Genomic DNA, 19,666 nt, shown 5'->3' with positions numbered 1-19,666 from the left:
GTCCTCGTGATTCCCACCAGCGAGGAAACCAGCATCGCGCGGCATTGCAAGGCCAGGCTGAGCACGCCTGTCAAATCGACGTAGGGTTTCACCGCTGACGGTCGGCCGGCCCGAGTGCCGTAAAATGCCGCAATCGGCGGGCTGTTTTCATTGTGACAAGATGATAACAGTGCAGCCGATTTCGAAAAGCTCGAGCCAACGATGCAGAGGTCATGCTGAGTGTGATCATCCCGACCGACGGGGTCGAGCAGACCGCGGTCGCCACGCTGTCCGCGCTGGTGCCGGGCGCGGCCTCCGGGGTCGTGCGCGAAGTGCTTTTGGTCGACCGCACCGACAATGACGTGATCGAACGCGTCGCCGATATCGCCGGCTGCCGCTTTCTGCGCATGCAGGGCTCGCCGACGGCCGCGCTGGCGGCCGGCGCCGCGCAGGCGCGCTCACCCTGGCTGATGTTTTTGAAGGCCGGCGCGGTGCTCGATGCCGGCTGGATCGATGAGACCACCCAGTTCATCCAGGGCGTCGCCGCAAGCGGCCGCCCGCGCGCCGGCATCTTTCGCTACGCCCCCTCGCCCTACTCGGAAACCAGCTTGCGCGATCGGCTCAAGGCGATCGCGCGGCTCGTCGCGGGCCCGCTCACCGACCAGGGCCTCTTGATCGCGCGCGACCATTACGTCCGGCTCGGCGGCTATGCCCCAAATATCCGCCGCGCCGAAGCAAAGCTGCTGCGGCGGCTCGGCCGCTCCTCGCGCACGCTGTTGCGCAGCCGGATCGTCATGGTCGGCGTCTGAAGCACGACGAAGTTTGATTTGAATCGTCGCCTCCCGCGAACGGTTCACCTCTCCCCGCTTGCGGGGAGAGGTCGGATCGCATCTTCAGATGCGATCCGGGTGAGGGGGACTCTCCACGAGCGCGGTGTTTGGAGACTCCCCCTCACCCGAACCCTCTCCCCGCAAGCGGGGAGAGGGGGCGCACCTCCCGTTCGGCTCCGATCGAACTTCATCTCATCGCGCTCGCTCCCCCCCACACACACATCGCGCCTGCCCTCGACCGGGTTTCAATAACATACTTGCCAAAATCAAGTAGTTGTTTGACAATAGCAAGTATCGAGGTGACCCGATGGCCCAAGTCGAAGTGACGTCAGGCGTGTCCGACGGCCAGATCGCCGCGGTACGCGCCTTCAACCGCGCCTATACCCGCAAGATCGGTGCGCTGGATCAACACATCCACAAAAGTCCCTATTCCCTGAGCGAAGCGCGGGTGATCTACGAACTCGCCCACCGTGACGACCTGTCGGCCAAGGAGATCGGCAGCGAGCTCGGCCTCGATGCCGGCTATCTCAGCCGCATCGTGCAGAATTTCGAGGAGGCCGGCCTGATCAGCCGCAAGCCGCTGCCCTCGGACCGGCGGCAACATCAGCTCTCGCTCACCGCGAAAGGCCGGCAGGCCTTCGCCAGGCTCGATCGCAACTCACAGGAGGAAGTCGCAGCGATGCTGACTGCGCTGTCGGCTGACGACCGCAGGCGTCTGACCGAGGCGATGGCGATCATCGAGCGGCTGTTCGGTTTGCCGCGCCCTGCCATCAAACCCGCGATCCTCAGGGATCCGCGTCCCGGCGACATGGGTTTTGTGGTGCAGAGCCAAGGTGCACTCTACGCCAGCGAGTACGGTTTTGACGCGACGTATGAAGCGCTGGTCGCCGAGATCGTGGCAAAATTCATCACCTCGTTCGACGCCTCGCGCGAGCGCTGCTGGATCGCCGATCTGGACGGCAGCCCGGTGGGCTCGGTGTTTCTGGTCAAGCACAGCGACCATGTCGCAAAGCTGCGGCTGCTGGCGGTCGACCCTGTTGGCCGGGGCCAAGGCCTCGGACAACGATTGGTGGCCGAATGCGTCGGCTTTGCGCGCGCCTGCGGCTATCGCCGGATGACGCTGTGGACTCAGAGCATCCTGGTGGCGGCCCGCAAGATCTATCAGGACGCCGGGTTCAGCCTGGTGAAGAGCGAGCCGCACCGCAGCTTTGGCCAGAACTTGATCGGCGAGACCTGGGAACGCGAGCTATGACATTTATGACCAGCGAACTCGTCGCTCTCTACAAGCGCCGCGCCACGCGGCTGCGCGCCGAGGCCTGCCGCAACACCTGGCGATCGCTGTGGGCGCTGCTGGCCGGCCACCCACCACGATCATGAATTCCGGATCTGAAGGACCGCAGGTCTAGTAGCTGCGAACGATTTTTTTCCGCGCTTTCGGCTTTGCCGGTTCGCTCTTCGCCTCCGGCGGGCCGGCGCCTTCTCGGGCGAGCCGCTCGGCACGAAGCCGCAGCATGTTGGCGTGCGCCGCCGCTTCCTTGGCCCGGTAGGCGGCATAGCCCTCCGAGGCCTCCGCGAGCTTCTGCTCAGGTGATTTCTTGATGCGGGTATCTGTCATCACCGACATATAGGTGCTCGGCGGGGCCTCCGCACCATGCAATTTCGCCGATCATTGACCGCGAACGAGGGGCAGGCCTCGGAACAGGCACAGGAACAGATCGGCAACCCCAGAACCTTCGCAGAACCTGGGGGCCGATCAAGCCGAGCGGCGGCATCGGCACATCAGAAGACAATGCCGAGCGACGGCGAGCCCCACCAAGGGCAAGAAGGAAATATTCTTGAAGGGCGAGGCCGCCGACCGGCCAATCTTTACTCGGCTGCGCGACCCATATTCCGCGCCACGTCCTCTTCGTTATCCGCCAGCTGTTCGTATGCGTCCGCCAATCTGCCGTATTGGGCCCGAGTTTCCCTGTCGAGCATCAGGCCGGCCCTTTCCCCGAAACTCTTGGCTCCCGGTACCGCTTCGCTATCGCCGCATAGTCCCATACGCCAGCCAATTTCAGCAACCCTACTTCTCTCGGTTGTCACGGTATGCCTTCATTTCGGCGCGATACATGGCGCTTTCGAGCACCGCGAGTCGAAGCTCGTCGCGGTCACGGGCGCGTTCGGCCTGCAAGGCGCGGCTTCGATTTTGAAGCGCCCAGCTTTCGTCGATGGCCACCTGGGCGCGAGCAAACAGGGAATCAATCATCCCGGGACAATGCGGCACGTGTGCGATGGTTGCTGTCACCCATGTTACCTCATCGGAATTTTTCTCTCGTCCTTGGGAAAAGGCTTGTGGGTTTTGCGACCCTAAAATTTTTCCAGATAGAGTTGATGTTTCACGCCTAGCGACCGAACAGCACGCAAGCCATGCAAGTCAGCGCCAGTGGATCCTTGAGCAATCGGGCAAAGCGCTGGTGAGAACGTCGATCATTCCGGGATTGCGAAACCTGCTGCGCGTCCCCCGGTTTTGGCGGCTTGGCTTTCGCCCGGGGCACGGGATCAACCCGGGAGAGTGTCGAGGCGACGTTCGCGATCTGCTGGTCACGGACAGCACCAACCGTTTCCTGATCGTGACTCACTTGTTCGGCCGGAGCTGCTGGCGTCGGCTCCGGGACGGCATCACCTGACCCACCCCTGTATTTCGCGAGGAGTTCACGGCACTGCACTGGAAAGACGAGAGCACCCGAGCTCGTCACACCGATCGGCATGCACCCGCCGGCGGGCGGGTCGCTCGCCACCTGATCGCTTGACGATGCGGTCGCCCTCGCCTGATCGCTCCCGGCTTGCTGCCCTACGCTGCTTGAAGTGACGGTCGACTCGTTCTCGCCCAGACCTTCGTCTCCGCGCGTCCTTGATGGGGTGAGGTGCGCGTTGACTGCTTCGTGCGAGGCGACGTCTTGGCCGATTTCAGCCAACTTGGCGGAGCGCTCCGGTGCTGAAGGGACCGGCTCCGACGGCATGGTCCAGTTCGAGATCGTCGCAGCAGGTTGCGGTGCCGGCGCGACGTCGCGGTTAGTCGCTGAATCCAACCAAACAAGCCCCGCGTATCCCCCAATGACGATGATCCCTGCTTGCAACACGTGGACGAGAGCGCGGCGCATCCGCGGTGCTCCATGCTGAATGCTCAGGGCGCGGACAACCCGTGTGAGCCCCTCGGCCCAACCAGCGCCGCTGTGAGCTGCAGATCGTCCCTCGTCGGCGGACGCCATCGCGCAGTTTGGGCAAATGGAAACCGTCGCGGCGTGATTAAATCGAAATTTTACCCAACCGACCTCGAGACGAATTCGGCAATACGGGCATACATCAGAGTGCATCGCGCTTCTGCCGAAGAGTTGTCAACGCTTTGCATGATGGATGCGTTTTCCACTTTCGTCGATAACTTATCTTAATCGGAGCGGTCCAGCTTGCGGTCGCTTCGTTTCGGGCAAGCGCTTTCCCCTCATGTCGCTCTTCAGGCAAGAACAGATCGCCACGCCAGATGACCCCGTTCATTTTTCCTTCACCCGTTCCGGCGAATCAGCCGAGCAGATCGATCGATTGCACCGACGCCGCTGGCGTCCCCAGGGCCCTGCGGGTGCAATCGCCCGCACCGGAATCGAATTTTGCGAGCCTGTTCAACGGGAACGCAGCGAGATCGGAACAAACGACCCCGACTGACATAAGAGTGTTGGCCAGCATATTGCACCAATTTGCCGACAACTAGGTGCTTTCGTTGCGCTTGTCGTCGGTCAGGGGCACTGGTCCAACTCGGGTTGAAACTTTTCACTTTTGCCCGCTCGAACCTGGATCGCGATCGGGACCTGCCGGCGTGAGCTTCGCCATGGCCTGCTCGATGTAGGCGATGTCCTTGGCGCAGCTTTCGAGGATCATGTTGAGCAGGGTGCGGTCCTCGGCCCGCCTTGCCTTGAAATGGCTCTGGACGCCCTTCATGAAATCCAGCAGGCTTTGGAGCGCCTCGCGGTCTCCCGCAGCGACGTGGCCATCAATCGTCTGCTCGAAGGTCACTCTCCCCACCCCGTAGGCCTGGCTGAAACCGATCGTAAATATCAAAAATTTCGCCGTCGCGCATCTTAAACGTCTCGGCGAACCAGGCGATCATCTCTGCATCGATGACATCGTTCTTGGCAGCCGCCCCGCCGAGCGGGCGAAGTTGCGCACCCGCTTCGGATCGACGATCCACACCTCGAAGCAGGCCTCACGCAGCGCCTTGGCCCAGTCCCGCTCATAGCCGCCGGACGCCTCCATCACAGCCTTGTCGACCTTCTTGCGGAACCAGGCGATCAGCTTGCGGCGCCCCTCCGTACTGCTCGGGACCGTTTGCCGTTGCGAGGGCGAACGAATGCATGCATCCACCTTGTCCTTGGCGACATCAATACCGACGACAACGCGATCGTTTTGTGCCATCATCCACTCCCTCCCTTGCTCGGTTCGGGCTAGCAGCCCATGCAACTGTTCGGGTTGAGGAAGAACACCGGATCTGTCCCACGCTCCCCGACAGGCTCTCAGGCCTTTGAGCGCACACGGGCTCAGATCCAGCGACGGGCGGTTGGTGAGAACCGCCCGTTCGCACATTCTGGCAGGTTTTGAGGACACAAGAGCGCGCTATAAGCGTTAAAACCATCGCGCAGGGAAGGCGGGGATGCTTCGGCCAAACCTGTGGCGTCTGCCGCCAGCTTTTCTTGTTGCTGGCGGGCCATGGGTGAGGCCTTCACCCGGCATTCCCTTCATTCAGAGGGCGGAGAGACGCACAGCTCGGGCATATCGTGCCGCGGGAACGCGAGCCGCTGTCCTCAACAGCTCTTTGACAAGTCAATCAGAACCGCTGAGACGCCGTCATTGCGCGGCTCGTTCGCGCCGAAGCAATCTAGCCTTCCCTCGCGGCAACATGCCTGGATTACTTCGTTTCGCTCGCAATGACGGGGAAGCACCGTCGCGTTATGAGAGCGCCGCCAGGTTCGCCTTCTTGATCCACACCTTGTTGTCGTGGAACGCTGCGCCACCGATCGGCGCGATCGTATCGGCGCCGGTCAGCGTGTTGATGCCGCGCCCGCCGATGTGGTCGCTGTTCGGATGCACCGATTCCGCGATCAGCACCCCGCGTCGCACGCCGTCGAACAGTTTTGCGATCAGCGAGGTCTCGCCGCGGACGCTGCCGAGCGTCACCGCATTGCCATCCGCGATGCCGAGCGCGGCGGCATCGAGCGGATGGATCATGACCGACGCCCTGCCCTCGCGGGCCTGCGACGACGGCGTCTCGTTGAAGGTGGTGTTGAGGAAGCTGCGCGAGGGACTGGTCGCCAGGCGGAACGGATAGGTCGTATCCGCCTCCTCGATCACGGCCCAATGGTCGGGCAGCGACGGCATGTTGTCGACATCGCCCATCAGCTTGCCGAAGGTCGGATGCTTCCAGTCGGCCTTGAAATGGAATTTCTTGTCGGCGTGGGCAAAGCCGTCGAGATAATGCGAGGTGCGGAAATCCGGCTGCAGGTCGCGCCAGATATCCGCCTCCAGGCCCGCGATGTCGCCATGACCAGAGAGCTTCAGCGTCGCGTCGATCAGTTCGCGCGGCGTCATGTCAAAACCTGGATGGTCAGCGCCGACGCGGCGGGCGAGCGCCTGCAGCACCTCGTGATTGCTGCGGCATTCGCCGGGCGGATCGATCAGTTTTGGGCCGACCGAGATGTACTGGTGGCCGCCGCCGTAATAGAGGTCGTCATGCTCCATGAACATGGTCGCCGGCAGCACGATGTCGGCCATGGCAGCCGTCTCGGTCAAGAACTGTTCGTGAACGGCGACAAAGAGATCGTCGCGTGCAAACCCCTGGCGCACCAGGGTCTGCTCCGGCGCGATCGTCACCGGATTGGTGTTCTGGATCAGCATCGCCTTGACCGGGCCGCCGCCGAGCTGCGCCTCCTCATCGCCGGTCAGGATGCGCCCGATCTTGGACTGATCAAGCAGGCGCGTGGTGTTATCGATCGCGTCATGGCCTTCGATGATCGATTCATTGAAGCGCCAGAGCGCCGCATTGTTGAAGAACGCGCCGCCGCCCTCATATTGCCAGGCGCCGGTGACCGCGGGAATGCACGATGCCGCGTGCATCTGGGTGGCGCCGTTACGGCTGCGGGAAAAGCCGTAGCCGAGGCGGAAGAAAGTGCGCTTGGTCTGGCCGACCGCGCGCGCGAACGCTTCGATCTCGGCGACCGGGACGCCGCAGATTGCCGAGGCCCATTCCGGCGTGCGCGTCTTCAGGTGCCCCTCGAGCTCGGCCGGACAGTCGGTGTATTTTTCCATGTAAGCGCCGTCGGCAAAGCCCTCGCGGAACAACACATGCATCACGCCGCAGGCGAACGCACCGTCGGTGCCCGGCCGCAGGATGATCTTGATGTCGGCCTGCTTCATGGTGTCGTTGTTGTAGATATCGACCGCCGCGATTTTTGCGCCGCGCTCCTTCCGCGCGCGCGAGGCGTGGGTCATGACATTGACCTGGGTGTTGACCGGATTGGTGCCCCAGATCACCACGAGATCGGAAAGCGCCATCTCACGCGGATCGACGCCGGCGATCTTGCCGGTGCCGATCGAAAAGCCGACGCGGGCGACATTGGCGCAGACCGTCGAATAGAAGCGCGAATATTTTTTCACATGGGTCAGGCGATTGATGCCGTCGCGCATCACGAGCCCCATGGTGCCGGCGTAGTAATAGGGCCAGACCGACTGCGCGCCGTAGTCGCGCTCGGCCTCATTGAAGCGAGCGGCGATCTCGTCCAGCGCCTCGTCCCAGGAGATGCGCGCGAACTGCCCGGACCCCTTCGGCCCGGTCCGGCGGAGCGGATGCGTCAGCCGCTCGGGATGATGGATGCGCTCGGCGTAGCGCGCGACCTTGGCGCAGACTACGCCGGCCGTGTAGGTCTGCAGCTTCGAGCCGCGCACGCGCCCGATGCTGCGGCCGTCGATCACGTCGATGTCGAGCGCGCAGGCCGAGGGACAATCGTGCGGACAGGTGGAGTGGCGGACTTCTACTCTGGCATGCTGGTTCATGCCCAGATTGTTAACATTAAAAGCCGGGCCAGCCGAGCGCCTTTGTCCGGCAATTCACCTGCAAAACCGCCAGTGGCCCATGCACTAGCCGCCGAGATAAGCGCCGCCATTGACGTGGATGGACTGGCCGGTCAGGTAGCGCGCAGCGGGAGTGCAGAGGAACCGCACAACGGCAGCGACGTCACCCGGTTTGCCGCGCTCGCCCGTCATGGTGTCGTGCCTCAGATGATGCGCGGGTTCCACCTGGCCAGTCGGCCGCGGCGTGCCGATCAGGCCGGGAACCACGCAATTGACCGTGATGCCGTCGGCGGCGAGATCATGGGCGAGCGCGCGGGTCAAACCGACGATGCCGGCCTTCGCAGTCACGACATGGGCGCGATGAGCGGCACCTGTGTGCGCGCTCAATCCGCCGATATTGATGATGGTCCCCGCCCCGCTGGCCCGCAGCGCTGCCAGGCAGGCCTTTGTGCAATGAAACGCGCCGTCGAGGGTGATGTCGAGGATCTCGCGCCATTCGCCATAGTCCATTTCGGCGAACGGCTTTTCCCGTCGCAGTGCAGCATTGTTGACGAGGATATCGATCCGGCCGAACTGCGCGAGCGCGGCATCTGCCATCGCGCGCACAGCCTTCGCGTCGGCAACATTGCCGATGTGAACCAGCGCCTGCCCTCCGATCGCTGCAATCTCAGCAGCGACGCTATCGGCCTCGGCGCGGTTGCTGCGCGCATTCACCAAAACTGCGGCGCCGGCATCGGCCAGCGCCAGCGCTATGGCGCGGCCGATATTGCGTCCGGCACCGGTGACGATCGCGACCTTGCCGGTCAGTTCCTCGCCGGCCATGGCGGCTCCCCCAATCGCTCACACGCGCAATGCGCCGAGATCGATCCGGCCTTGCTGATAGAGCCGTTCGATCAGCTTCAAGGCCGCCTCGCTCTGCGCTGCGGACCAGCCGCCATGAGCGGCATTGAGCCTGAATTTGTCGACCACATCCTTGCGCGTCAAAGGCTCCTGCGCCCCGCCGCGCAGATGCGGCTGCCGCTCCTCGACCACGGAGCCGTCGTTCAACGTCGCCTTGATATGCCCAGTAAATCTGCTCGGATAGGGATTTTCGGGGTCGATCTCGAACTTCACTTTCGCCGCGAGCGCCAGCACGCGCTCATCGGCGATCGCATCGTCTGTGAAGGCGCCGAGCCCGACGCCGCCATGGACAAAGCCGAAGGCCAGGAGATACGGCACGGCAAATTTCGCCGCATAGCCGTTCGGCGGGCGCTGCTTGTCAGCGAGCGGCTCCCAGAGCCGGTGCACCGTCCCCTCCGCGACCTCGCAGATGATCTCGCTGACATCCTCAGGCGCGATGCCCCGCATCCCGAGCCGCCGCGCGCAATCGATATAGGGCTGCGCCATGGTGCCGCAGGGATACGGCTTGAACGCCAGCGCATCGATCACCCAGCGCGCGCCGAACTCGCCGACAAGCGCGTCATAGTCGCCATCGGCGGTGTGCGCAAAGGCCTGGAACAGCCCGTGCACGCCCTCAAACACGGTGCGCGGACCGATGAAGCCCGCGCGGGCCAGCAGTGCGGCGCGGATGCCCGATTGCGCGGCCCAGCCGGCATGCATCCGCTTCGTCCAAGCGCCTTCGGCGAGATATTCGATGATGCCGCTCGCCATGCTGCCGGCGATGCCGAGCGCATCGACGATCTCCTGCGCGGGCATGCCGAGCGCGGCGGAAACCCCGGCTGCTGCACCGAGCGCACCGAACACGGCGGTCGGGTGAAAGCCGCTCCGATGCACCGCCTTCGGTACCACGAGACTGAGACGGCACAGAACCTCGGTGCCGACGGCAATGCCGAGCAGCGCCATGGCGCCGTCGGCATTGTAGCGCTCGCTGGCGGCAAGGACCGCCGGAACCACCACCGCGCCGGCATGGACCGGACCGCCCTCAAAGGTGTCGTCGAAATCCTGGCCATGCGCTGCGGTGCCGTTGACAAAGGCCGCGCCCGCCGCGCTCAGGGTGCGGCGATGGCCGATCACGGTGGAGATGCCGCCGTCGTCGAAGGCCGTGGCCGCGCTCAGGACATAGTCCTCCTTCCGTGCCGTGACGCAGAGGCCGATCACGTCGATGAGCAGATCCTCACATTTTCGCGCGGTCTCGGCCGGCAACGTTCCCGGCTTCACCGCGACGATGCGCTCGGCCAGGGTTTCGGCGACGGAGGTTTCGAAAACGCTGGAGGACATTGGGCAAGCCGGATCAGACCCGGAAGATCTTGGTGTAGCGCTGCTTGATCGCCTCACCTTCCTTCTCGACCGCGGCCGGATCGTCCTTCATGGTCTTGATGTCCTTCAGGAGTTTTCGCCCCGCCTTCTCCTGTGTGTCGGGGTGGGCCGAGCGCAGGCCGCCGACATCGATGATCATTTGCTGGGCCTCGCGGCTGAAGCAGAACGACTGAAACAGTTTTGCTGCATTCGGATTGGGCGAGGACTTGAAGATGCCGTTGGGCCCGACGATCAGCGGCGAACCTTCGCTGGCATAAACCGGCTCGACCGGCCGCCCGGCCTCACGGAGCTGGAAGATGTTATACTCGTTGCCGTCGGCCATCACGGCGCGCTCGCCGAGATCGAGCTTTTTTGGCGGATCAGCCGAGGACTGCACCTGCATGATGTTCTGCTTCGCCAACTGCTCGAAAAAGCCCCAGCCGAGGTCGCGCTGCATCTGGTAGGTCGCGGTCATGATGGTGCCGCTGTAGCCCGGATGGGCTTTCACGATCTTGCCCTTCCATTTGGGATCGAGCAAGTCGACAAAACTCTTCGGCGCGTCCTCCGGTTTTACCAGACTGGTGTTGAAGGCGATGATCGAGAGCCAAACGCGAAAGCTTGCAAACTGCCCGTCGCCATCGCGGTGCTCGGCGGGATACTTTGCGACATCCTCGGGCACATAAGGGGCAAGAATGCCGTCGCGCTTCCAGACGATGAAATGCGCGGCATCGGAGGAATTGACCACGTCGACGGCATGGATGCTGCTCGCATATTCCTGGCCGATGCGCTGGAACACGCGCTCGGCGCCGGTGCGCTCGACACGCACGGCAATCCCGGAATATCTCGCTTCAAACGCCTTGGCGAGTTTTTCCGCGACCGGGAGATCGGTCGAGGTGTAATAGACAACCTGCCCTTCCTTTTTCGCCGCGTCGATCAAAGCCTGCGTGACCGGCTCGGCCGGCGGGGCATCGGCGAGCACGCGGGTGGAGAACGCTGCCGTCGCAAGAACGGCGCCTGTGGCCTTGAGCGCGCTGCGCCGGGAAATTTTTGTCGATGTCATGAGCGCTTCCTCGTGGGCCATTTTCGGACGACCCCACAACCTAGCTTTTATTCCTATGGTGTGCCCTGAGTCTATCGTCGACAGAGCGTTCCAGGCTTGGCTAGATTTGAGCAAAAGAGAGACCCCGAAGGCACGAGAGGATCGCATGAGGATTTCAGCGTTTGCGCTCGTGCTGATTGCGGCCCTGCTCGCATCTGCAAGATGTCCGGCAGAGGACTATCCGGCTCGTCCGGTCAGGATCGTCGTGCCCTTCGGGCCCGGCGGTCCGGCCGACGTCGCGGCCCGCCTGCTCGGCAACGCGCTGCAGGAAGGACTTGGCCAGCCATTCGTCGTCGAGAATCGCACCGGCGCCGGCGGCGTGATCGGTACGCAGGAAGTCGTCAAGTCGTCTCCCGATGGCTACACGCTGCTCATGATGTCGAATACCCAGACCGCGAATGAATCGCTGGTCCCGAACCGCAAATACGATCTGATGCGCGATCTCGTCGCGATTGCGCCGATCAACTCTTCCGATCTCGTGATCGTCGTGCATCCCTCCGTGGCGGCCAAGACGTTGCAGGAGTTCGTCGCGCTGGCAAAGTCGCAGCCTGGAAAATTGAACTATGCGTCATCAGGCCAGGGCACGCCCTATCACATGGCCGGCGAGCTGTTCAAATCGATGGCCGGCATCGATGTCGTGCATGTGCCCTACCGCAACAGCGGTGATGCGCGCACGGGCGTGATCAGTGGACAGGTGCAGATGATGATCGACGCCGTCACCGCCATGGCGCCCAACGTCGCCGCTGGTCAGGTTCGCGCGCTCGCCGCGACCGGCCGGGCGCGCTCCGGCGTCCTGCCGGACGTACCGACCGCGATCGAAGCCGGCGTTGCCGGCTATGAGGCGACGATCTGGCTCGGCTTGATGGCGCCTTCGGGAACGCCAAAATCCATCGTCGAAAAGCTCAGCTCCGCCGTGAATGCCTTCGTGAAGCGGCCCGACATCGTCAAGCTCTGGGCGCAACAGGGCGCGGAGCCGATGTCGATGTCACCGGAGGAGTTCGACAAATTTTTGCGCGGTGACATCGTGAAATGGGCCGAAGTGGTCAAGAAATTCGACAAGCAGCAATAGGACCCGTCACACTGCAATGCCCGACATTCGTTTTCGCCTCAACGGCGTCGAGACCACGGTCGACGCCGATCCTGATCGCTCCCTGCTCGATGTTTTGCGCGCAGAACTGGGGCTCGCAGGACCACATTTCGGCTGCGGCGCCAGCGAATGCGGCGCCTGCCATGTCCTGCTCGGTGATCGCGCCGTGACGTCGTGCGACACGCCGCTGTGGTCGGTTGCGGACAAGGACATCACGACGATCGAGGGCCTGGGCAACGCCGAGCGGCCGCATCCACTGCAACGTGCATTCATCGCCGAGCAGGCGATGCAATGCGGCTACTGCGTTGCGGGGATCCTGATCAGCGCGGCGGCGCTCTTGAAGCAAAATCCGGCCCCTGATGAAGCCGCCGTGCGCGCGGCACTCGACCGCAATCTCTGCCGCTGCGGATCGCACAACCGGATGGTCCGCGCAGTGTTGCGCGCGGCCGACGAGATGGCCGCGCCATGAGCAAGGCACCCACGTCGGTCCCGGCAAAACTGCCCGTCAGCCTTGCGGCCAATCCAAGATTGTCGTCCTGGGTCAAATTCTTAAGCGACGGTCAGGTGAGCGTGTCGCCCGGCAAGGTCGAGATCGGACAGGGCATCGTCACCGCGCTGGCACAGATCGCCGCTGACGAGCTCGATGTCGATCTGCCGCGCGTCCGGATGGTGCGCGCGTCGACCGCGGCAAGTCCGAACGAGGGCGTCACCTCGGGTAGTCTGTCGATCCAACAGTCCGGACGCGCGCTTCGCCAGGCCTGCGCCGAAATCCGGCAGATCTTTCTTGACGCAGCCTCTGATCGGCTCGGCGTCGACAGCAGCGCGCTCGCCATCAAAGATGGGACGATTTCCGGTCCGGGCAATGTCAGCACCAGCTATTGGGAACTGGCGGGCGAGGTCTCGCTGGACCGCGAGGCGACCCTCGCGGCGCAACCGAAATTGGCTGCTCAAAGAACGCTCGCTGGACAACCGGTGCAAAGGCTCGACATCCCGGACAAGGTTTTCGCCCGTCCGCGGTTCATCCATGACCTCGTCCTGCCCGGCCTCTTGCATGGCCGTGTGCTGCGGCCGGAGATCGCGGGCGCGCAACTCGAGGAGTTGAGCGACGACAGCGCCCGTGTCGTGCCCGGCCTTGTCGCTGTCGTGCGCGATGGCAATTTTGTCGGCGTCGTCGGCGAAACCGAGAACGGCGCTGAGGCCGCCCTTCGAGCCTTGCGCAAGGGCGCGGCATGGTCGTCCTCCACCATCCTGCCGGACGAGAACGATCTCGCGGCGTTCCTGAAAAGCCAGCCGGTGGAATCGACCGTGATCGATGCCAGGCAGCCCGCGCGCACCAGCGCCGGGGTACGTACCATCCAGCGGCAATATCTCCGTCCCTATGTCGCGCACGCCTCGATCGCGCCCTCCTGCGCGATCGCGCAATGGAACGGCGATCGCGTAATGGTCTGGACCCACAGCCAGGGCGTCTACATGCTGCGCGCCGATCTGGCACTGGTACTCAAGCTTCCAGTCGAGAGCATCACGGTCGAGCATGTCGAGGGCGCGGGCTGCTATGGCCACAATGCCGCCGACGATGTCGCACTCGATGCGGTGCTGCTGGCGAAAGCGGCGCCCGGGTGGCCCGTGCGCGTGCAATGGTCCCGCGCCGACGAGATGACGCATGCGCCGTTCGGGGCTGCGATGGCGATCGAGATCGAGGCCGATCTCGATGCCGACAACGAGATCACTGGCTGGCGCCATGCGATCTGGAGCAATGGGCATACCGCTCGCCCCGGGCGTGCGACGCAACCGGCGCTGCTGGCCGCGACCGAAATCGCGGACGGCTTCCCGCGGATGATCTCGACCAATCCGCCACCGGCCAGTGGTGGTGGCGGCGACCGCAATTCGGTGCCGCCATATGATTTTCCCTCCTGGACCATCACCAGCCATCGCCTGCTGACGATGCCGATCCGCACCTCGGCGCTGCGGACTCTTGGCGCGCAGGGCAACGTGTTTGCCATCGAGTCGTTTCTCGATGAGATCGCGGTCGAACGTGGCGAGGACCCGGTCGCGTTCCGCCTGCGTCACCTCAGCGATGAGCGCGCCCGGGACGTGATCCGCAAGGCCGCGAGCCGCGCGAACTGGAAGCCTGCACGCAAGGGCGGCATCGGTCATGGCATCGGCTTTGCCCGCTACAAGAACACCGGCGCCTATTGCGCCGTCGTGGCGGAGGTCGAGGGGGCGGACGATATCCGCGTCAGGCGCCTCAGCATCGCCGTCGACGTCGGCGAAGCGATCAATCCGGACGGGATCGTCAACCAGATCGAGGGCGGCGCGATCCAGGCGACGAGCTGGGCGCTGAAGGAGCGCGTGCGGTTCGATCGCACTGGGATCACCAGCAACGGCTGGACCGCGTATCCTATTCTGCGCTTCAGCGAGGTGCCTCAGGTCGATGTCGATGTGATCCAGCGGCCCGAGATCGAGCCGGTCGGCGCCGGCGAAGCCGCGCACGGCCCGGTCACCGCGGCCATCGCCAATGCCGTGTTCGACTGGCTTGGCGTGCGCGTGCGGGGCCTGCCGATCACGCGCGACAGCCTGATCGCAGCGATGGAAGCGAGTTGATGAACAGCCTGAACCTCGTGAGCGGCGGCGCCGCACACGGCCTGGTGGCGAGCGTTGCCGCGATCTTCCGGGAGCAGACTGGCTTCGAGATCTCGGGGGAGTTTGGCGCGGTCGGCTTCATGGCCGACAAGCTGCGGGCGGGCGCACCGGCCGATCTCGTGATTCTGACCAGGGCGCTGGTGGCGAAACTGGCCGAAGAAAATCTGGTCATCGCGGGCTCGATCCGCGATGTTGGCATGGTCGAAACCGCGCTCGCCGTTCGCGCTGGCGATGCAAAACTGTCGGTCTCGAATGCCGACGACCTGCGCAATGCCTTGCTTGCCGCGGATGCGATCTATGTGCCGGACACCAAAACTTCGACGGCGGGGCTCCATGTCGCAAGCGTCCTGGACCGGCTCGGCATCGCCGTTGCCGTCGGCTCGCGCCTGAAGATTTATCCGAACGGCGCAACCGCCATGCGCCACCTCGCGGCCTGCGATGCTGCGCGGCCGCTCGGCTGCACGCAATCGACCGAGATCATCGCGACATCAGGCGTGGAGCTCTCGGGATCGCTGCCGCGCGGATATGACCTTGCGACCACCTACACGGGCGCCATCACTGTGCAATCCGTCCACGCCATGGCTGCACAAGCCTTGATCGATCTGCTGACCGCCACCGAGGCGGCGGCGCTGCGTGCCCAAGCCGGATTCCTGAACGTGGAGGCGTGATGGCGCCGCTAGCTGCTCAATTGTGTGAGGCCGGTCGGCGGGCCGTCGACCGCTGTCCAGCCGCCATCGACAAAGAGCGTGCTGCCGCTGACATAGCTCGCCGCATCCGAGGCGAGATAGGCTACCGCGGTCGCGACCTCGTCGGCGCTGCTCCAGCGGTTGAACACGGTGTGGCCAGCGTAGAGGTTGAAGATATCGGGCCGCTGCTTGAACGGGCCGGTCAGCGCGGTTTCGACGATGCTCGGCGCGATCGCGTTGACGCGCACGCCGAAGCGGCCGACCTCGGAGGCAAACCCCTTCACCAAAAGGCCGATCGCGGCTTTGGTCGAGCCGTAGACGGCAAGCCCGGGCTCGATCGTCACGGCGCGGACCGACGAGCAGGCAATCAGGCTGCCGCTCTTCTGCCCGATCATGATCCGGCCAAACGCCTGGAAGAAATAGACCGTGCCCTTGACGTTGAGATTGATGACGCGATCGAGGTCCTCCTCGGTGTAGTCGAGGATCGTCTTGCGGATGTTGATGCCCGGCGTCGTGACCGCGATGTCCAACTTTGGAAACGTCTGTGTCGCGGCCAGTGCGAGCGCAGCGACTTCGCCGCGATCGGCCGCGTCACAGGCGGCTGCGGTCGCGACACCGCCCTGCCCGCGAATGGCCTCGGCAGTTGCCTCGGCACCGTCGACCGTCCGGTCGGCACACAGGACCTGCGCGCCGAGCGATGCGAGCGCCTCGGCCGAGGATTTGCCGATGCCCGAGGCCGCACCAAGAACGACGGCGGTCTTGCCTGAGAGGTCGAAGAGCTTGCGATAGTCCAACACCAACCTCCTTGAGAACCATCCCACCCGAGCCGCGTGAGAAGCTCGCGGCGAGCGAGCAGAAAGCACACATTTCTCGTTGCCAAGCAATTCATATACTAATATATCAATGCTATTGAGGGCAAAATGCCAGCGCGCGCTAAAAACAAAGCGGAGGGTCGAACGTCCCGTCGGGTGCTGATCGCGCCCCGCCGCAACGGCGCCTCTCGCGCGGCCACGGCGGCGTCGCGGATCTATTCCGATCTGCGCGCGGAACTGGTTTCGATGCAGCGGCGGCCTGGCGAAGCGATTTCGGAAGCCAAGATCGCGCTGTCCTATGGCGTCAGCCGGACGCCGGTGCGCGAAGCGATCCTGAAATTATCCGACGAAGGTCTCCTCGAGATCTTTCCGCAATCGGGCATCATCGTGTCGCGCATCCCGATCGCGGCGCTGCCGGAATCCATCATCATTCGCAAGGCGCTGGAGGAGACCACGGCGCGATTTGCCGCCGAGCGTGCCACGCCCAGCCAGATCTTGACGCTACAGGCCATCGTCCAGCGCCAGCGCGAAGCAGATGCCGCCGGCGACCGCGCGGCCTTCCACCAGGCAGACGAAGCATTTCACGCGGCGATCTCCGAGGTGGCAGGCTATCCCGGCATCTGGAAATGGGTGCAGCAGGTGAAGGTCCAGGTCGACCGCTATCGCCTGTTGACCCTGCCTCAGGCCGGACGGATGGCGCAGGTCATCGCCGAACACGAGCCGATCCTGGCTGCGATCGAGGCGCATGATCCGGAAGCCGCGCGGATCGCCATGGATCGGCACCTCGAAAGACTGCTCATCGACATCTCAGCCACGCAAAACATCAATCCCGAGTTTTTCGACCAACCGGGTTAGACCGAAGCCGCCGCGGCCAGCGAAGGCCAGCCGAACAAGCAACCACAATTTTCAGGGAGGACCATCATGAAACGTCGCGACTTCATCAAGCTCAGCGCCGGCCTTGGCGCCGCCGTCACGCTCTTATCACCACTGCCGACCCGCGCGCAGGCCAAAGCCGTGTTCAAGGCGGCCGACGTTCACCCGACCGGCTATCCGACCGTGGCCGCAACCGAGAATCTGGGCAAGAAGCTCGCGGACGCCACCAACGGACGGCTCTCTGTGCAGATGTATCCGTCAGCACAGCTGGGCGCCGAGAAGGAAACCATCGAGCAGGCGCAGATCGGCGCGATCCAGTTCCTGCGCGTCAGCGCCGGCGCCCTCGGCCCGATCGTCGACGACATCAATGTCGTGAACATGCCGTTCCTGTTCAAGAACAGCGCCCACGCCCAGAAGATGATGGACGGCCCGATCGGCCAGGAATTGCTGGACAAGATCACCACCAATGCCAATGCCGGGCTTGTGGGGCTGTGCTGGATGGATGCGGGCGCGCGCAGCGTCTACAACACAAAACACCCGATCAAGACGATCGACGACATCAAGGGGCTGAAGGTCCGCGTCATCGGCAATCCGATCTTCGTCGACATGATGAACGCGCTCGGCGGCAACGGCATCGCGATGGGCTACGACCAGGTCTTCAGCGCGCTGCAGACCGGCGTGATCGACGGCGCCGAGAACAATCCGCCGAGCTATGTGTTCGACAATCATTACACGGCTGCAAAATATTATTCGCTGACCGAGCACCTGATCATTCCCGAGCTGTTGTGCTTCTCCAAGAAGGCCTGGGGATCGCTCTCGGCCGACGACCAGAACCTGATCAGGAAGTTCGCCCGCGAAGCTCAGCTCGAGGAACGCGAGTTCTGGAAAAAATATGAGCAGAGCGCCATGGAAAAGGCGAAGGCCGCCGGCTGCGAGATTATCGAGATTGCCGACAAGGCACCGTTCCAGAAGGCGGTCAAACCGGTATGGGACAAGTACGGCCCGAAATACCAGGACATGATCAAGCGCATTCAAGAAATGGCCTAGCATGAGCAGGCCTGAGAGAATTGTTTGAACCGCAAGGCCCAAGGCAGTTCTCCGAACAGGCGATGCTCAAGCCGATAAGATGAAGAAGTGCGACGGCGACTTCAACGTCAAGCCATCGCGCCTCGCTCAACCCTTAACTGCTCGAAAACCGGGAGCCCCTGGCCATGGCCGGTCTCTATCGCCGCGCAATGGATTATCTCTACCTTCTCTGCGTCATCGTCGGCGTCACTGCGCTGGTCCTGATCTCGGCCGTCATCCCCTGGGCGGTGTTCACCCGCTACGTTCTCAACAGCGCCGCGTCGTGGCCCGAGCCGCTCGCGGTGCTGCTCACCATCCTTTTGACCTTCGTCGGCGCGGCGGCCGGATACCGGCTCAACCTCCACATGAACGTGTCCTACTTCGTGGACCAGTTGCCTGCGCCGTGGCGACGGTTGTTCGACCTTCTCGTCCAGCTGCTGATGGCCATGATCGCGATCTTCATGGTGGTCTGGGGCGAGAGCCTCGTCGAGGTGACATGGCACAACTCTATCGCCGATTTCCCGTTCCTTTCGGTCGGCGTCACCTATCTGCCGATCCCGGTCGGCGGTGTGTGCCTGCTGCTCTTCATCATCGAGCGCATTTTTCTCGGGCCTCCGCCGGACCCCATCGCGCATCAATCCCATTCCGTGTCCATCGACTGATCGGAACCAACAGACCATGGATATTTTCGTCCTTATCGCGACCATGATGGTCTGCTTCGTCATCGGCATGCCGATCGCCTATTCGCTGGCGGCCGCTGCGATCGTCGGCGCTCTGTGGATCGGAATTCCGCTCGAAGCGTTGATGCTGAAAATCTCCGACGGCGTCAGCAAGGTTGCGATGCTGACCATTCCGTTCTTCGTGCTTGCCGGTGCGATCATGGCGGAAGGCGGCATGGCACGGCGCCTGGTCGCCTTCGCCGACGTCCTGGTCGGCTTCACCCGCCTGCGCGGCGGCCTCTCGATCGTCAACGTGCTGGCAACGACCTTCTTGAGCGGCATTTCCGGCTCGGCGGTCGCCGACACCTCGGCGATCGGCTCGGTGATGATCCCGCAGATGGAACGGTCCGGCTATCCGCGTGTGTTTGCGACCAATCTCACCATTACCGCCTCGGTGCAGGCGCTGCTGGTGCCGCCAAGCCATAACGCCGTGCTCTACTCGCTGGCGACCGGCGGTACCATCGCGATCAGCTCGCTGTTCATGGCGGGTGTGTTTCCAGGCCTGCTGCTCGGATTTTCCCTCGTCATCCTTTGCCTGATCTTCGC

General features: G+C 63.6%; 21 protein-coding genes. 11 read left to right on the top strand and 10 right to left on the bottom strand.

The window, feature by feature from the left end; all coding sequences use genetic code 11:
* Positions 1 to 212 precede the first annotated feature (212 nt).
* The 3 genes from JOZ76_RS18415 (at position 213) to JOZ76_RS18405 (ending at position 2,186) form a co-directional block, all read left to right on the top strand.
* A complete protein-coding gene (locus tag JOZ76_RS18415) occupies positions 213 to 788 on the top strand; it encodes a glycosyl transferase (RefSeq protein WP_291700494.1) in 576 nt (191 codons plus the stop codon).
* Between the two features lie 328 nt (positions 789 to 1,116).
* Positions 1,117 to 2,061, top strand: coding sequence for a bifunctional helix-turn-helix transcriptional regulator/GNAT family N-acetyltransferase (locus JOZ76_RS18410; RefSeq protein ID WP_291700492.1), 945 nt, complete (start codon positions 1,117 to 1,119; stop codon positions 2,059 to 2,061).
* Positions 2,058 to 2,186, top strand: coding sequence for an RSP_7527 family protein (locus tag JOZ76_RS18405; protein WP_291700490.1), 129 nt, complete (start codon positions 2,058 to 2,060; stop codon positions 2,184 to 2,186). The genes JOZ76_RS18410 and JOZ76_RS18405 overlap by 4 nt, the downstream gene beginning before the upstream one ends.
* 25 nt (positions 2,187 to 2,211) lie before the next feature.
* Here the strand turns inward: JOZ76_RS18405 and JOZ76_RS18400 are convergent, their stop codons facing one another.
* From JOZ76_RS18400 to JOZ76_RS18360, 9 genes are all read right to left on the bottom strand, one after another.
* Complete coding sequence (locus JOZ76_RS18400) at positions 2,212 to 2,433, bottom strand: hypothetical protein (protein WP_291700488.1); 222 nt, start codon at positions 2,431 to 2,433, stop codon at positions 2,212 to 2,214.
* Between the two features lie 441 nt (positions 2,434 to 2,874).
* A complete protein-coding gene (locus tag JOZ76_RS18395; protein ID WP_291700486.1) occupies positions 2,875 to 3,096 on the bottom strand; it encodes a hypothetical protein in 222 nt (73 codons plus the stop codon).
* A gap of 97 nt (positions 3,097 to 3,193) precedes the next feature.
* Positions 3,194 to 3,952 (bottom strand): hypothetical protein, encoded by a 759-nt coding sequence (locus JOZ76_RS18390; RefSeq protein WP_291700484.1) that lies wholly within the window; start codon positions 3,950 to 3,952, stop codon positions 3,194 to 3,196.
* Positions 3,953 to 4,613: 661 nt separating this feature from the next.
* The gene (locus JOZ76_RS18385) at positions 4,614 to 4,901 is read right to left on the bottom strand and encodes a hypothetical protein (protein ID WP_291700482.1); all 288 of its coding nucleotides are present in this window, start codon (positions 4,899 to 4,901) and stop codon (positions 4,614 to 4,616) included.
* A gap of 45 nt (positions 4,902 to 4,946) precedes the next feature.
* Entirely contained in the window at positions 4,947 to 5,258 is a 312-nt protein-coding gene (locus tag JOZ76_RS18380; RefSeq protein ID WP_291700480.1) for an IS110 family transposase, read from the bottom strand.
* A 528-nt stretch (positions 5,259 to 5,786) separates the two neighbouring features.
* Complete coding sequence (locus tag JOZ76_RS18375) at positions 5,787 to 7,886, bottom strand: molybdopterin oxidoreductase family protein (RefSeq protein ID WP_291700478.1); 2,100 nt, start codon at positions 7,884 to 7,886, stop codon at positions 5,787 to 5,789.
* A gap of 84 nt (positions 7,887 to 7,970) precedes the next feature.
* The gene (locus tag JOZ76_RS18370; protein ID WP_291700476.1) at positions 7,971 to 8,726 is read right to left on the bottom strand and encodes an SDR family oxidoreductase; all 756 of its coding nucleotides are present in this window, start codon (positions 8,724 to 8,726) and stop codon (positions 7,971 to 7,973) included.
* An 18-nt stretch (positions 8,727 to 8,744) separates the two neighbouring features.
* Entirely contained in the window at positions 8,745 to 10,121 is a 1,377-nt protein-coding gene (locus JOZ76_RS18365; RefSeq protein ID WP_291700474.1) for an MmgE/PrpD family protein, read from the bottom strand.
* Positions 10,122 to 10,134: 13 nt separating this feature from the next.
* On the bottom strand, positions 10,135 to 11,199 hold the full coding sequence (locus JOZ76_RS18360) for an ABC transporter substrate-binding protein (protein WP_291700472.1): 1,065 nt from the start codon (positions 11,197 to 11,199) through the stop codon (positions 10,135 to 10,137).
* Positions 11,200 to 11,344: 145 nt separating this feature from the next.
* On the opposite strand from JOZ76_RS18360, the gene JOZ76_RS18355 reads away from it, so the two are divergent.
* From JOZ76_RS18355 to JOZ76_RS18340, 4 genes are read left to right on the top strand one after another with little or no spacing between them, the layout of a single operon-like run.
* Positions 11,345 to 12,307, top strand: a complete 963-nt coding sequence (locus tag JOZ76_RS18355) for a tripartite tricarboxylate transporter substrate binding protein (RefSeq protein ID WP_291700470.1) — start codon at positions 11,345 to 11,347, stop codon at positions 12,305 to 12,307.
* Between the two features lie 16 nt (positions 12,308 to 12,323).
* Complete coding sequence (locus JOZ76_RS18350) at positions 12,324 to 12,794, top strand: (2Fe-2S)-binding protein (RefSeq protein WP_291700468.1); 471 nt, start codon at positions 12,324 to 12,326, stop codon at positions 12,792 to 12,794.
* Complete coding sequence (locus JOZ76_RS18345; protein ID WP_291700466.1) at positions 12,791 to 14,926, top strand: xanthine dehydrogenase family protein molybdopterin-binding subunit; 2,136 nt, start codon at positions 12,791 to 12,793, stop codon at positions 14,924 to 14,926. The genes JOZ76_RS18350 and JOZ76_RS18345 overlap by 4 nt, the downstream gene beginning before the upstream one ends.
* Positions 14,926 to 15,633: a molybdate ABC transporter substrate-binding protein gene (locus JOZ76_RS18340; protein WP_291700464.1), complete on the top strand. Its 708-nt coding sequence runs from the start codon at positions 14,926 to 14,928 to the stop codon at positions 15,631 to 15,633. Before JOZ76_RS18345 ends, JOZ76_RS18340 begins: the two co-directional genes overlap by 1 nt.
* Positions 15,634 to 15,641: 8 nt before the next feature.
* Here JOZ76_RS18340 and JOZ76_RS18335 read toward each other — a convergent pair whose 3' ends face one another.
* Positions 15,642 to 16,448, bottom strand: coding sequence for an SDR family NAD(P)-dependent oxidoreductase (locus JOZ76_RS18335; RefSeq protein ID WP_291700462.1), 807 nt, complete (start codon positions 16,446 to 16,448; stop codon positions 15,642 to 15,644).
* 123 nt (positions 16,449 to 16,571) lie between these two features.
* Between JOZ76_RS18335 and JOZ76_RS18330 the strand changes: the two genes are divergently transcribed.
* The 4 genes from JOZ76_RS18330 to JOZ76_RS18315 all read left to right on the top strand — a co-directional run.
* Positions 16,572 to 17,318: a GntR family transcriptional regulator gene (locus tag JOZ76_RS18330; RefSeq protein ID WP_441300056.1), complete on the top strand. Its 747-nt coding sequence runs from the start codon at positions 16,572 to 16,574 to the stop codon at positions 17,316 to 17,318.
* Positions 17,319 to 17,384: 66 nt separating this feature from the next.
* Entirely contained in the window at positions 17,385 to 18,383 is a 999-nt protein-coding gene (gene dctP / locus JOZ76_RS18325; protein WP_291700457.1) for a TRAP transporter substrate-binding protein DctP, read from the top strand.
* A 164-nt stretch (positions 18,384 to 18,547) separates the two neighbouring features.
* Positions 18,548 to 19,063 carry a TRAP transporter small permease gene (locus JOZ76_RS18320; RefSeq protein WP_291700456.1) on the top strand — a complete coding sequence of 172 codons (516 nt, stop codon included), beginning with the start codon at positions 18,548 to 18,550 and terminating at the stop codon, positions 19,061 to 19,063.
* 16 nt (positions 19,064 to 19,079) lie between these two features.
* Positions 19,080 to 19,666: TRAP transporter large permease subunit (locus JOZ76_RS18315; protein WP_291700454.1), on the top strand; the 587-nt coding region annotated here is incomplete at its 3' end.

This window comes from Bradyrhizobium sp., from assembly GCF_019244115.1.
In the GTDB taxonomy this organism is placed as follows: Bacteria; Pseudomonadota; Alphaproteobacteria; order Rhizobiales; family Xanthobacteraceae; genus Bradyrhizobium.
The sequence above is the reverse complement of the archived record's forward strand: the minus strand, read 5'-3'. Positions and strand labels throughout refer to the sequence as shown.

What these genes read in the sequence shown, in the direction of transcription:
- JOZ76_RS18380 (WP_291700480.1), bottom strand. Translation starts at nt 5,258, where the DNA reads ATGATGGCACAAAACGATCGCGTTGTCGTCGGTATTGATGTCGCCAAG.
- JOZ76_RS18340 (WP_291700464.1), top strand. Translation starts at nt 14,926, where the DNA reads ATGAACAGCCTGAACCTCGTGAGCGGCGGCGCCGCACACGGCCTGGTG.
- JOZ76_RS18330 (WP_441300056.1), top strand. Translation starts at nt 16,572, where the DNA reads ATGCCAGCGCGCGCTAAAAACAAAGCGGAGGGTCGAACGTCCCGTCGG.
- dctP (WP_291700457.1), top strand. Translation starts at nt 17,385, where the DNA reads ATGAAACGTCGCGACTTCATCAAGCTCAGCGCCGGCCTTGGCGCCGCC.
- JOZ76_RS18415 (WP_291700494.1), top strand. Translation starts at nt 213, where the DNA reads ATGCTGAGTGTGATCATCCCGACCGACGGGGTCGAGCAGACCGCGGTC.
- JOZ76_RS18350 (WP_291700468.1), top strand. Translation starts at nt 12,324, where the DNA reads ATGCCCGACATTCGTTTTCGCCTCAACGGCGTCGAGACCACGGTCGAC.
- JOZ76_RS18400 (WP_291700488.1), bottom strand. Translation starts at nt 2,433, where the DNA reads ATGTCGGTGATGACAGATACCCGCATCAAGAAATCACCTGAGCAGAAG.
- JOZ76_RS18355 (WP_291700470.1), top strand. Translation starts at nt 11,345, where the DNA reads ATGAGGATTTCAGCGTTTGCGCTCGTGCTGATTGCGGCCCTGCTCGCA.
- JOZ76_RS18375 (WP_291700478.1), bottom strand. Translation starts at nt 7,886, where the DNA reads ATGAACCAGCATGCCAGAGTAGAAGTCCGCCACTCCACCTGTCCGCAC.
- JOZ76_RS18370 (WP_291700476.1), bottom strand. Translation starts at nt 8,726, where the DNA reads ATGGCCGGCGAGGAACTGACCGGCAAGGTCGCGATCGTCACCGGTGCC.
- JOZ76_RS18345 (WP_291700466.1), top strand. Translation starts at nt 12,791, where the DNA reads ATGAGCAAGGCACCCACGTCGGTCCCGGCAAAACTGCCCGTCAGCCTT.
- JOZ76_RS18390 (WP_291700484.1), bottom strand. Translation starts at nt 3,952, where the DNA reads ATGCGCCGCGCTCTCGTCCACGTGTTGCAAGCAGGGATCATCGTCATT.
- JOZ76_RS18365 (WP_291700474.1), bottom strand. Translation starts at nt 10,121, where the DNA reads ATGTCCTCCAGCGTTTTCGAAACCTCCGTCGCCGAAACCCTGGCCGAG.
- JOZ76_RS18360 (WP_291700472.1), bottom strand. Translation starts at nt 11,199, where the DNA reads ATGACATCGACAAAAATTTCCCGGCGCAGCGCGCTCAAGGCCACAGGC.
- JOZ76_RS18405 (WP_291700490.1), top strand. Translation starts at nt 2,058, where the DNA reads ATGACATTTATGACCAGCGAACTCGTCGCTCTCTACAAGCGCCGCGCC.
- JOZ76_RS18320 (WP_291700456.1), top strand. Translation starts at nt 18,548, where the DNA reads ATGGCCGGTCTCTATCGCCGCGCAATGGATTATCTCTACCTTCTCTGC.
- JOZ76_RS18410 (WP_291700492.1), top strand. Translation starts at nt 1,117, where the DNA reads ATGGCCCAAGTCGAAGTGACGTCAGGCGTGTCCGACGGCCAGATCGCC.